This window comes from Microbacterium testaceum (assembly GCF_020781835.1).
GTDB lineage: Bacteria > Actinomycetota > Actinomycetes > Actinomycetales > Microbacteriaceae > Microbacterium > Microbacterium testaceum_H.
In genome coordinates, this window is the sequence record NZ_JAJGNJ010000003.1 from 460,562 (window position 1) to 472,869 (window position 12,308).

At 69.8% G+C, this 12,308-nt stretch carries 10 protein-coding genes and 1 pseudogene; 1 reads left to right on the top strand and 10 read right to left on the bottom strand.

The genetic code is table 11. The features are described 5' to 3' along the window. Positions 1–12 precede the first annotated feature (12 nt). From LL239_RS07035 to LL239_RS07045, 3 genes are all read right to left on the bottom strand, one after another. Positions 13–858 (bottom strand): carbohydrate ABC transporter permease, encoded by an 846-nt coding sequence (locus tag LL239_RS07035; protein WP_228162742.1) that lies wholly within the window; start codon positions 856–858, stop codon positions 13–15. Between the two features lies 1 nt (position 859). Further along, positions 860–1,789 (bottom strand): carbohydrate ABC transporter permease, encoded by a 930-nt coding sequence (locus LL239_RS07040; protein ID WP_228162743.1) that lies wholly within the window; start codon positions 1,787–1,789, stop codon positions 860–862. Positions 1,790–1,863: 74 nt separating this feature from the next. Next, positions 1,864–3,156, bottom strand: coding sequence for an ABC transporter substrate-binding protein (locus LL239_RS07045; RefSeq protein WP_228162744.1), 1,293 nt, complete (start codon positions 3,154–3,156; stop codon positions 1,864–1,866). Between the two features lie 233 nt (positions 3,157–3,389). On the opposite strand from LL239_RS07045, the gene LL239_RS07050 reads away from it, so the two are divergent. Further along, positions 3,390–4,196 (top strand): DeoR/GlpR family DNA-binding transcription regulator, encoded by an 807-nt coding sequence (locus tag LL239_RS07050; RefSeq protein ID WP_228162745.1) that lies wholly within the window; start codon positions 3,390–3,392, stop codon positions 4,194–4,196. Positions 4,197–4,211: 15 nt separating this feature from the next. On the opposite strand, the gene LL239_RS07055 is transcribed toward LL239_RS07050, so the two are convergent. The 7 genes and pseudogenes from LL239_RS07055 to LL239_RS07085 form a co-directional block, all read right to left on the bottom strand. Then, positions 4,212–5,342 carry a PQQ-dependent sugar dehydrogenase gene (locus tag LL239_RS07055; protein WP_228162746.1) on the bottom strand — a complete coding sequence of 377 codons (1,131 nt, stop codon included), beginning with the start codon at positions 5,340–5,342 and terminating at the stop codon, positions 4,212–4,214. Continuing rightward, a complete protein-coding gene (locus LL239_RS07060; protein ID WP_228162747.1) occupies positions 5,339–6,361 on the bottom strand; it encodes a zinc-dependent alcohol dehydrogenase family protein in 1,023 nt (340 codons plus the stop codon). The genes LL239_RS07055 and LL239_RS07060 overlap by 4 nt, the downstream gene beginning before the upstream one ends. 89 nt (positions 6,362–6,450) lie before the next feature. Continuing rightward, the gene (locus tag LL239_RS07065; protein WP_228162748.1) at positions 6,451–9,294 is read right to left on the bottom strand and encodes an aminotransferase class III-fold pyridoxal phosphate-dependent enzyme; all 2,844 of its coding nucleotides are present in this window, start codon (positions 9,292–9,294) and stop codon (positions 6,451–6,453) included. Between the two features lie 123 nt (positions 9,295–9,417). Beyond that, positions 9,418–10,218 carry a DUF1206 domain-containing protein gene (locus LL239_RS07070; RefSeq protein WP_228162749.1) on the bottom strand — a complete coding sequence of 267 codons (801 nt, stop codon included), beginning with the start codon at positions 10,216–10,218 and terminating at the stop codon, positions 9,418–9,420. A gap of 16 nt (positions 10,219–10,234) precedes the next feature. After that, on the bottom strand, positions 10,235–10,945 hold the full coding sequence (locus LL239_RS07075) for a phosphatase PAP2 family protein (RefSeq protein ID WP_228162750.1): 711 nt from the start codon (positions 10,943–10,945) through the stop codon (positions 10,235–10,237). A gap of 55 nt (positions 10,946–11,000) precedes the next feature. Continuing rightward, positions 11,001–11,870, bottom strand: coding sequence for a hypothetical protein (locus LL239_RS07080; protein WP_228162751.1), 870 nt, complete (start codon positions 11,868–11,870; stop codon positions 11,001–11,003). A gap of 128 nt (positions 11,871–11,998) precedes the next feature. Further along, positions 11,999–12,232: pseudogene (locus LL239_RS07085) on the bottom strand (hypothetical protein); the annotation flags it as partial. Between the last annotated feature and the right edge of the window lie 76 nt (positions 12,233–12,308).

Sequence of the window (12,308 nt, forward strand, 5' to 3'; positions counted from 1 at the left end):
GTGGATGGGAGGTCAGCTCTTCACCGAGCCGGCCGTCAGGCCGCTGATGAAGAAACGCTGGAAGAAGAGGAAGAGCACGAGCACCGGGATCGACCCGAGGATGCTCATCGCCATGATCTGGTTCCACTCGTACGAGTGCTGCCCCATGAGCAACTGGATGCCGATCGGCACCGTGCGCATGTCGAGGGTGCGCGTGAGGGTCAGGGCGAAGAGGAACTCGTTCCACGCGATCATGAACGTGTAGATGCCGACCGAGACGATGCCGGGGATCGAGATCGGGACGAGGACCCGCCACAGCGCGGTGAACGACCCCGCTCCGTCGACCCGCACGGCCTCGTCGAGCTCCTTGGGCAGGGTGTTGAAGTAGCCGGTCATCATGATGATCGCGTAAGGCAGCGTGAACACCATGTAGGTGAGGATCAGGCCCGGGTAGGTGTTGTAGAGCTTCAGGGCGACCATGAGCCCGAAGTACGGGATCAGCAGCGTGATGGGCGGCACGGCCTGGACGCTGACGATGATGACGTTGACGATGCGCTTGCCGCGGAACTCGAACCGGCTGAAGGCGTAGGCCGCCTGGATGGCGACGAGGAGCGTGAGGATCGTCACCGCGCCGGCCACGACGTAGCTGTTGATGAAGAAGCGCACCGTCTCGGGCGTCGTGAAGATCTGCACGTACGCGTCGAACGAGAAGGTCTCGGTGATCAGGCGCGGCGGCAGCTCGAAGATCTGCGTGTTCGACTTGAACGAGCTCGAGAGCATCCAGAGGACCGGGCCGGCGGCGAACACGGCGCCCAGCACGAGCCCGACGAGGACTCCGGTCTTGGCGACGCGGGTGCGCGTCGTGGTGGTCAGGGCCATGTCAGTCCCTCGCCTTCTGGTGGCGGACGTAGAGCACCGCGATGATCATGGACATCGCCAGGACCAGCACCGCCGAGGTCGAGGCGAGCGAGAAGTCGTACGTGGCGAACGCGAGCTTGTAGGTGTACGTGCTGAGCATCTCGGTGACGTCGATGGGGCCGCCGCCGGTGGTGAGCCAGATGAGCGCGAACTGCTGCGAGGTCCAGATGAGGTCCAGCAGCACGAGGCTGACGATGATCGGGCGCAGTTGCGGGATCGTGACGTTCCAGAAGCGCTGAGTGGGGCTGGCGCCGTCGACGGTGGCCGCCTCGTACAGGTCGCTCGGGATGCCCTGGAGACCGGCGAGCAGGCTCACCATGAAGAAGGGGTATCCGGCCCAGATGTTGATGAACGTGACCGTGCCGAGAGCCAGCTGCGGAGACGCGAGCCACTCGATGTCCGTGGCGAGGAGGAAGTTGACGATGCCGTTGGGAGCCAGGAGCATCCGCCAGAGCACGGCGATGACCGCGACGGTGAACAGCCACGGAAGGACGTAGAGGCCGCGGAAGATCGCCCGCGGCACGGCGCCGATCAGCCGGCTGTTCAGCAGCAGCGCGAACGTCAGCCCCAGGACCAGATGGGCGGCGACGCTCGTCAGCGTGAAGAACAGGGTGTTGCCCGTCGCCTTCCAGAATGCGGCGTCGGTGAGGACCGCGATGTAGTTGTCGACCCCGACGAACTCGGGGTTCTTGTTGGTGATGACGTTGTCCTGGAACGAGTACCCGATCACCATGACGATCGGCACGATCATCAGGACGAAGAGCAGGACCAGGGTGGGCGACAGGAAGGCATAGGCCTCGGACGCCTTGCGGAGCTGGCGGGTGCGCCGCGACGCGGGACGTCCGGTGACGATGAGCTCGGTGTCGGGGGGTGTGAGGGTGCGCATGGTCATGGTGTACGGCCTTCCTGGCGGGGATGCCGCACCACCGAGCCGGCGGCGGTGCGGCATCCCGTGTCAGCGTCGGGTCAGAATTGCGACGCCCATTCGTCCTGGGCCTTCTTCAGCGCGTCGCTCATCGACTGCTGACCGTCCAGGGCCGACTGGAACTGCTCGCCGAACTGGCGCATGAGCTCCTCGGCGACGGGCAGGCCCGTGAACTCGTTGGCCGGGTAGCCGGCCTTGTAGATCTCGAACGCGGTCTGGAACATCTCGTCGTCCTGGACGAAGGTCGGCTCCGACTCGGTGTTGCCGGGGAAGGCCTTGGCCATGGTCGACAGCTCGGCGTTGACCTCCGTGCCCATCAGGAACTGCACGAGCTTGAAGGCGGCGTCCTTGTGCTCGGAGTTCTCGGCGACGCCGATGCCCCACGAGGCGTAGGGGATGCCGCGCTCGCCGGTGAAGCCGTCCTCGGCGGGGATGGCCGAGATCGAGAAGGTCAGGTCGGGGTTGGACTCGCGGATGAGGTTGATGTGCGCGAGGGAGTCGATCATCATGCCGACGCGGCCGTTGGTGAACTCCTCGACCTTGTCCTGCTCCTTCATCGTGAAGGAACCGGGCGCGATGACGCCGTCGTCCCACAACTGCTGGATGAAATCGGTGGCCGAGGTGACGTCGTCGTTGGTGAGATCGGGCTGGCCGTCCGAGAGCATGGAGCCACCCGACGCCCACACCCACGACATGACGTCGTTCTGGACGCCGTTCGGCGCCTCCAGCGAGAGCGGGAGCACCCAGCCCGCGGCATCCCCGTCGAGCGCCGCGATCTTCTGGGCGGCGTCGGCGAACTCGGAGCGCGTGGACGGGGGCGCGGTCACACCGGCCTCGGCGAGCAGCGCGTCGTTCGTGAACATCGGGTACACGAAGTTCACGACCGGGATCATGTACGTGCTGCCGTCGACCTGGATCTGGCTCGCGAGCTGGCTGTCGTCGAAACCGGCCTCGCTCATCAGCTGCGAGAGATCGGCGATGACGCCCTGCTGGGCGAAGTCGTTCACCCAGGCGCCGTCGAGGCCCACCACGTCGGGCATCGTGCCCGAGGCGGCACCGGCGAACAGCTGCTCCTTCGTCGAGGCGTAGGGACCGCTGACGAGCTCCACCGTGATGCCCGGGTTCTCTTCCTCGAATCGGTCGATGAGCGCTCGGAACTCGCCGTCGGGCAGCTCGGGCTCCCACCACTGGGCGAATTCGAGCGTGACATCACCACCGTCGGAGGGGGAGGCCGAGTCCGACGAGCACCCCGCCATCGCCAGGAGTGTCGTGGCCGCCGCGGCGGCACTGACGAGCTTGATGGCGTTCCGACGCCCGCGCCCGCTGTTGTCCATCGTTTCTCCTCATTGAGATTTGCTGTTATTCGCGCTGTTCTGCGCGTTCTTGCATCTTTCAGCATGAGTATGCGCGGTTGTGCCGTGATCGTCAAGGTGGTGATGCAGATTCGTGACTTTTCCGGCACGGAATCGCAGGACAACGCGGGTTCCACCGCGCGAAGGTGCCGTTTCGTGCCGATTTCGGCCTGATCCCATCGTGTCGTTTGCCGCTCTGTGCTAGAGATGACGGCATGGAGGGCACAACCAATCAGACGAAGCGACGGCTGCCGGCCGGAAGGAAGGCCGAGCTCGCGGCTTACGTCGCCGAATCAGGACAAGTGACCGTGGTCGACCTGGCATCGCACTTCGGCGTGTCGATCGACACCGTGCGCCGCGATCTCGACCAGCTCGACCGCGAGGGGATCGTCGTGCGCACGCACGGGGGCGCGGTGAGCGCCATGTCGGTTCCCGGCCGCGACCGCGGTCTCGATGTACGCCTGCAGATGCAGACCGCGGAGAAGGAGAAGATCGCCGGGATCGCGGCAGACCTCATCGAGGACGGCTCCGTCGTGATGCTCAACGCCGGGACCACGACGCTCGCGGTGGCGCGCGCGCTGCGCAATCATCGCAACCTCACGATCGCGACGAACAACCTCCGCATCCCCGCGGAGATCTCGCCGAACGTCTTCCGCGACCTCTTCATCTTCGGCGGGGCCGTCCGCACGATCACGCAGGCCACCACGGGGCCCGTGACGCTCGCCGCGAGCTCGCACAGCGCCGACGTCGACATCCGGTGCGACTACGCCCTCATCGCCGTCGGAGCGGTGGATGCCTCGGGCTACTCCACCAGCAACCTCGGGGACGCGACGATGATGAGCGAGATGATCCAGCGGGCCGACCGCACCGCCATCCTCGCCGACTCGACCAAGCTCGACCGACGCCTGTTCGCGCAGGTGGCCTCGCTCGACAAGGCGGACTACCTCATCACCGACGCCCCACCCTCGGCCGCCCTGGCCGACGCCCTGGCGGAGGCGGGCGTGACCATCCTCATGCCCTGACGCTCCGGGTAGCGCTCAGCCGGCCGGATCGAGCGACACGCGCAGGATGGCGTCGTCCGAGCCTCCCGCACGATCGGTGTCGCTCGTGACGAACCACAGGCTCCCGTCCGGGGCGAGCACGGCGTCGCGCAGGCGCCCGAACTCCCCCACGAAGAACTCCCGCGCGGCCGAGGGGTCGGCCGTGGGCACGACCCGCAGCCGCTGCCCGCGCAGGTTGGCGATGGTCACCGAGCCTTCCACGACGGCCAGACCACTCGGACTGGCATCCGCCGGAGTCCACTGCTGCACCGGGTCGACGAACCGGTCGTCTCCGCTCACGCCCTCGACCTCCGGCCAGCCGTAGTTCGCGCCCGCTTCGATGACGTTGAGCTCGTCCCACGTGTCCTGCCCGAACTCCGACGCCCACATCGTGCCGTCGGCATCCCACCCGATCCCCTGGGGATTGCGGTGACCCAGGCTCCACACCGGCGAACCGGGGAAGGGGTTGTCGGCCGGCACTTCCCCCGTGGGGGTGACGCGGAGGATCTTGCCGCCCAGCGACTCGGGATCCTGGGCGCGCGCGGGGTCGGCGGCATCGCCCGCCGTGACGTAGAGCATGCCGTCGGGTCCGAAGGCGATGCGTCCGCCGTTGTGGGTCCCCGCCGAGGGGATGCCGTCGATCACGGTCTGCGCGGCGCCCAGCGTGAACGCCCCCGGCGTGCCGTCGAGGGGGAATCGCATCACCCGGTTGCCGTCGGCGGTCGTCGCGTAGGCGTAGAGGTAGCCGTCGGCGTGGGCGATGCCGAGCAACCCGCCCTCGCCGCGCGGGGCGACGTCGGGAACCTCTCCGACGACACGGGTTCCGTCCCCGACGATCTCCAGGACCTCCCCCGTGTCCCGCTCGCTCACCAACGCCGCCTCGCCGACGAACGCCACCGACCACGGCGTGGTGAACCCGGATGCCACGACCCCCGGCTCACCGTCCGGTACGACGAACGCGCGCGCCGGGGCCGACGGCGACGACGGGACCACGGGCGGCGCGGAGGGAGCGGAGGACGACGGCGCCGCGGCATCCGGAGTCTCCTCCCCCGCGCATCCGGCGAGGGCGGCCAGGCACAGGGCGAGGACGGCCGCGAGGCCCGTCCGGGCTGTCGTCGGCGCGGTCATGTCACCGTGAGAAGCACCTTGGTGGCGCGGCGTTCGTCCATCGCGCGATATCCCTCAGCCGCCTCCTCGAGCGGGAGGGTGAGGTCGAACACGGCGCCCGGGTCGATCTCGCGGTCCCAGATGAGCCGGATCAGCTCGGGGAGGAACCGCCTCACGGGCGCGGGACCGCCGTGCAGGTGCACCGCCGAGCGGAACAGTTCCTGACCCTCGAGCGTGACGTCGTGCGAGACGCCGACGAAACCGATGTGCCCGCCCGGGCGGGTGGAGCGCACCGCCTGCTCCATCGACTGCTGCGTGCCGACCGCCTCGATGACGGAGTGCGCACCCAGCCCGCCGGTGAGTTCCTTGACCTTCGCGATGCCCTCGTCGCCGCGTTCCTCGACGATGTCGGTGGCCCCGAACCGCCGCGCGAGCTCCTGCCGATCGGTGTGACGCGACATCGCGATGATCCGGTCCGCGCCGAGCTGCTTCGCGGCCAGGACGCCGAGCAGACCGACCGCGCCGTCGCCGACGACGGCGACCGTCTTGCCCGGGCCCACCTCGGCGGCCACCGCCGCGAACCAGCCGGTGCCGAGCACGTCGCTCGCCGCGAGCAGGGACGGGATGAGGTCGGGATCGGGCTGACCGGGGGTCGCCACGAGCGTGCCGTCGGCGAGCGGGATGCGGGCGAACTCGGCCTGGGTGCCGACGCGGCCCATCGGGACGACGTGCACGCATCGCGACTGGTAGCCCGCCTGGCAGATCTCGCACGTGTTGTCCGACGCCATGAAGGAGCCGACGACGAAGTCGCCGACCTTCACGTTCTTCACCGCATCGCCGATCTCGGTGACGACCCCGACGTACTCGTGTCCCATCGGAGTGGCGTCCACGTCGTCCGCTCCGCGATACGGCCACAGGTCGGAGCCGCAGATGCAGGTCGCGGCGAGGCGGATGATGGCATCCGTCGGTTCCTGGATGATCGGGGCGTCGCGATCCTCGACGCGTACGTCTCCGGCGGCGTGCATGATGACTCCACGCATGGCGGTTCCTCTCGGGTGGCAGGGTCTGCACTCCGGTCTACTCCTCCCAGCCGAACGGGGCCGCGGGCTTGCGCGACGGAGCGAACGCGCTAGTACCCGGTCGTCAGCACCCGGTCGAGCATGTCGACGAAGTAATCGACGGACTCGCGCGAAACGCACAGCGGCGGCTTGATCTTCAGCACGTTCTGGTGGTCGCCGGTCGGCTGCATGACCACGCCGAGCTCGAGCAGGCGGTCGCAGATCGCGGCGGTCTCCTCGGTCGCGGGCTCGAGCGTGGCGCGGTCGCGCACGAACTCCAGGCCCAGGTACAGGCCCGACCCGTGCACCGTGCCGACGAGCGGATGCCGTTCGCCGAGTTCTTCGAGACGCGCCTTCAGATGGCCGCCGACGACCCGGGCGTTCTCCTGCAGCCCCTCCTCCTCGATGATGTCCAGCACGGTCATGCCGACGACGGACGACAGCGGCGAGCCGCCGGTCGAGGAGAAGAAGTATCCCTGCGTGCGGTAACGGTCTGCGATCTCGCGACGCGTGATGACCGCGCCGAGGGGGAAGCCGGCGCCGATCGACTTCGCCACCGCGACGATGTCGGGCACGACACCCTGCTGCCGGAAGCCCCAGAACCACGAGCCGAGCCGACCGAAGCCCACCTGCACCTCGTCGGCGATCGCGAGACCGCCGAGCTCGCGGACGGCGGCGTAGACCTCTCGCAGATAGCCGTCCGGAAGCGCGACACCACCGGCGTTGCCGTAGAACGTCTCGCTGAGGAAGGCGGCGGGGGCGTGCCCTCCGGCTTCGAGCGCGCTAAGCCTCTCCACCGCCTCCGGCGCGTAGCGCGCGGCATCCGCTCCCCGATGACGGCCGCGGTAGGGGTTGGCGGCGTCGACCGTGTGCACCCACTCCGGCCGGGTCTCGAGGGCGTGGGGGTTGTCGGCGATGGAGGTCGACACGGCGTCGCTGGCGTAGGTCCACCCGTGATACGCCTCGGCCATCGCGACGATGTCCTGCCGCGAGGTCGCGGCCATCGCGAGGCGGATGGCGAGGTCGACCGCCTCGGAGCCGGAGTTCACGAAGAACACCGTGTCGAGCTCGTCCGGCAACGTCGCGGCGAGGCGCTCGCCGTACTCGGTGATCGCCGCGTAGTGGAAGCGCGAGTTGGTGTTCAGCAACCGCGTCTGCCGCGATACCGCGGCGTGGATCCGCGGGTGCGCGTGCCCCACCGACGCGACGTTGTTGACCATGTCGAGGTAGACGCGACCGTCGAGGCCGACGAGGTACTCGCGCCAGCCGCGTTCGATCCGCGGCGGACGCGAGTAGTAGTGCTCCTGTACCTCGGCGACGACCGCGTCGCGGCGCTCGAGCAGATCGTCGGGGACGGCCGTGGCCACCGGGATGCCGAGCGCTGCCGTCGCGTCGCCGACCACGGCGCGCCACCCGGGCAGGTCGCTCGGGCGCACGGCATCCGGGACCTCCGCGGGGTCGAGCGTCGTGAGCAGCACGCGCACGCGTGTCCGGGCGGGCACGTCGAGCGTTCCCTCGGAGGAGCGCGGGGCGCCGTCGCCCACCCGCACCGAGAGGGCGGTGTCGGGCAGCGCGAGGCGCGTCGGTTCGGCGAACCACACCGACGCGGCGGTGGGCACGGTCGCCGGCTCCTCGGGGGTGCGCGAGGGGGCACCGAGCAACGCGGGAACGAGCGCGGGGAGGACCACGGCGTCGGCCCCGTCGTCGAGAAGGCGCCGGGCGGCGCGTTCGAGCGCGTCGGCGTCGAGCCACGCACCCTCGTCCGACAGGGGCGACAGGGTCGTGGCATCCAGGACGACCGGCGTCAGCCCTTCGGGGAGGAGCGAGGCACCCTCCCACGCCGGGGCTTCCGCCGACGGGCGACCGAGCGCGTGGCGGATGCGCGCGGTGGCGACCTCGAGCGGCACGGCCACGGCGCGGCGGAGGATCTCGAACTCCCGATCGAGGGCGCCGCTGGCGTAGTCGTTCGCATGGTCGAGCCGTACCTGTTGACGTCCGCTGAGAACGAGGACGACCCCGCGCAGGACGACGAGCGGCCACAGCGCCGTGATCTCGTCGTCGGAGAGCGGGCGACGGCGGTCGAATGCCGCGATGGCGGGAAGAGCGGAGGCGTACGTCGCGCCATCGTGATGCAGTACCGAGGACACGGTGACCGCGATCTCTGCCACGGCCCACGAGTCGATCACGTCGCCGAAGTCGATCACGGCGTCGGGGAGCGTCCCCACCCCGTGCGGGCGGAGCACGTTGTCGTCGGTGACGTCGAAGTGCCCGAGCTGCCGCGGGAGCCGCTCGGCCACCGGCGTCAGGGCGGCCGACGCGGCGGCCGCGGCCGAGGCGCAGTACTCCCGCACGTCGGCGTCCGGCTCGGTCGCGCCGATCTCGGCGATGACCCGCTCGGCGTGCCGCAGGTCCCACTGCAGCACACGCCCGGAGGCGGGGTGGGTCTGGTCGGCGAGCGCGACACTCACCGCTGCGGCCAGCTCACCCAACCGCTCGACCACGCGCGGCGCGAGGTAGCCCGAGCCGGTGAGGGTCGACCCCGGGACGAACGAGATGACCCTCGCGTGCAGCCGACCCTGGCTCGTCTCCCACCAGCCGGTCAGGGCGCCTCGGGGGCCTTCCACGATCTCGGGGATGCGCAGCCCCGGCTCGGCCATCGCGACGGCGGCCGCGGCGGCATCCTGCATCTGGATCTCGGTCTCGCTGAAGACCGGGTTGCTGATCTTCAGGACGCCCAGCGGCTCTCCCCCGGCGGCGGGGCGGACGAGGAAGTTCTGATCCTGCTGGCTTCCCAGCCCCTGCAGTGCGACGTCGAGACCGTGCACCTCGCGGAGCAGGGCGACCGCCTCGTCGATGGGGAGCGTCGGCGTCGGCAGCTCGCCGCACGTGAAGTAGTCGAACAGGGTATAGGTCATGGCGGGCTCCATGGGGCGCGGAACGAGCGGGACGACGATGCCCCGCGGGTCTTCGGGTGACCCAGAAAACACTAGAGCGACGTCGCACCGGCGGGGAACGGCCGTTCGCTCGGGCGCGTCGGGTCACATCCGCGCATAGCGCGCGCGGGCGAAGCAGAAGAGGCCGTAGACCACCAGTCCCGCACCCACGAGCCACAGCACCACCTGTCCGAAGGGCAGACCGGCCAGCGAACGGAGGGCGCCGTCGAGTCCGGTCGCGGCGCTCGGGTCGTGCGTCGACGCCGCCACGACGAACAGGATGCCGGCGACGCCGACCGCGATGCCCTTCGCGATGTAACCGACCGTGCCGAAGATCCGGATGCCCCGGCCGGCCGCCCCGCCCGGTACCGACAGGTTCTTCAGGAACGCGCGCGTGATGCCGCGCACCACGAACGCCACCCCGACGGCGGCGACGACGAGCCCGACGAGGACGAGGAGGAAGACGCCGCCCGGCGCGGCGAGAAGGCTCGCGCTGAGGCTCCGCGTCGACTGCGACGAGTCCGACCGGCCGCCCATCGCCACCGTGAGCGCGGTACCCGCGATCACCGCGTACGCCGCCGCGGTGCCGATGAACTTGGCGCGGTGCCCCCAGCGCTTCTTAGCATCCGGGTCCCGCTCGACGATCGCCTCCGTGATCTGCCAGATCGCCAGGGCCACGAGACCCACCACGATGACCCACAGCAGCAGCAGTCCCGCGGGAGCGGATGCCACCTGAGCCAGAGCACCGGACTGATCGGCGCTGCCGCCGCCGCCGGTGGCGATCGCGATGGCGATCACCCCGATGAGCAGGTGCAGGAGTCCCAGGACGACGTAGCCGACTCGTGCGGCGATTCGGAAGGCGGTCGAATCCTGGACCTTGTCGGCGGCGGCGCTTGCGGAAGTCATCCGAGAAACGTAGCGCTCAGGAAGTCGACACGGCAGACCGTTGCGCTCCGCGCTCGCGCGCCACTTCGATGGCCGCCCACACGAGGGTCGCGACCACGACCCCCTCCAGAGCCCCCGCCACGACATCCGACAGCCAGTGCGCGTGCAGGTAGGTGCGGCTCCACATCATCAGCACGACCCAGGCCGCCCCGACCGCCCACACCCACCGCCGCCGCAGGATGAGCGCGAGGGTCAGCGAGATCGTGGTCGCCACGGCCGTGTGCCCGGAGGGGAACGAGGTGGCCACGGTCTCGGCCAGAGAATGCGTGGGCCGCGCCCGCGCGATGACCGCGGCCATCGGGGCTCCGATGAGCACGACGAGGGCGATGGATCCGCCGACGTTCAGCGCGTCCCACGGACGACGCCGGACGAGGAACACGATGGTCGTGGCGACCCCGATCAGGATCATTCCGATCGTGCCGCCGACGATCGCCGGCACCCACGCGACGATCACCCCCACCGGAGACGCCATCGCCGACATCGCGTCATCCCACCAGGAGTCGATCGGCAACGGCGCGGAACCCGACAGCGCGACGAACAGGCGCAGGGCGACGAACGCCACGGTCGCGACGACTCCGACCACGAGGGCGTGCGCGCGTCGCGCATCGGGGTCGATCACCGAGGTCGGGGCGACGGTGTCGGGCGTGGCGACGGTATCGGCTGCGGCGTCGCCGGGGCTGGCATCCATCCCGCCATCTTCGCAAGCGCGCGTTCACCGAAAGGGCCTCTTGCGAACGGGCGACTCAGTTCTCTCGGAGGACGACGGGCTCGTCGGCGAGGCGCAGGCCGGAGGCGCGGACCGCCGCCTCGACGGCGTCCGCCGAGGCCGGATCGCAGATGATCTGGGTCTTCACGACGCCGTCCGTCGGCGTACCCCCGCCCGCACCGTCCCAGAAATCCGTCACCCCGTGTTCGTCGACCAGCGTGCGCAGCAGCGCGGCGTACGCGGCGGACTCTCCCGGCGCGGGCACGGCCGTCACGCTCGGCCCACTGATCTCGATCTCGCTGTCGGCGTCGACCCCGGCGGCTCGCCGAAGGTCGTCGGCAGCGGCGACGAGCGGGATCATCGTCGAGATGTCTCGGCGTCCGTCGAGGAGATCCGAGAAGGACAGGCGACCGTTCTCCCAGACGGCGGCCTGGATGCTGCGCCCCGGCGCGAAGCGATCCAGCGCGTCCACCGTGGGCACCACATCGACCCGGAAATCCGGGCAGCCGGATGCCGCAGGCTCGGCGAACACCGACACCTCCGTGCCCGCAGGGGTACGGACCGTGAGACCCCAGTCGATGGGGTCGGGGTGGTCGGACGAACACGCCAGGTCGAGGACCGCGGGAAGGCCCGTGCGATCCACCGTGACCCGCAGGGACGACAGCGGGCTCCAGAACGCCGGCGCTTCGACCCACCGGTCCGCGTCCACGGCATCCACCCCGGGTATCGCCGCGACCTCCGCGGCGAAGCGATCAAACTCGGCGCTCGGTCGGTCGAAGCGCGTTTCGTCGGCCATCCAGCCGAACATCAGCAGGAAGCCCGCGCCGAGACCGGCGGCGGCGAAGACGAGCACCGAGATTCCGAGGATGCGCAGACGTGAGACCCCTCGCGCCGTGGACGTCGTCATATGAGCCCCCGTCCTCCCACGTGCCGCCTTCAGGGTAGGGCCGCGAGGAAGACGCCATGTGGACGCCACAGGAACGGGAGGGGGCAGGCGACGCGTCGCTCGCGTCGGTGCCGGTTCGGACTCGTGCCCTAGAACGGTGCGGGCTCGGGCTCGGGTTCGGGTTCGGGTCCGCCGGGCGGAGGTGACGGCGGGGTCGTGAGGGCGGGCTCGTCGGGCAGGAATCTCACCGCGGGTGAGTATGGGAGGGGTTCGTCGGTGTAGATGCGTCCGGTGGGGGAAGTCCATTCGAGTACCCCGCCGGGGAGTTGTCTGACCTTCCACCGCGTGAACTGCTTCTGGCTGTGATGCCTCTGGCAGAGGTGAGGCTGTCGCATGAATCTGCCCGGGCTCGGATGAGCCGGGGCGGCAGGGCCGAGCGGCCCTGCGGTTCAGGCGGTG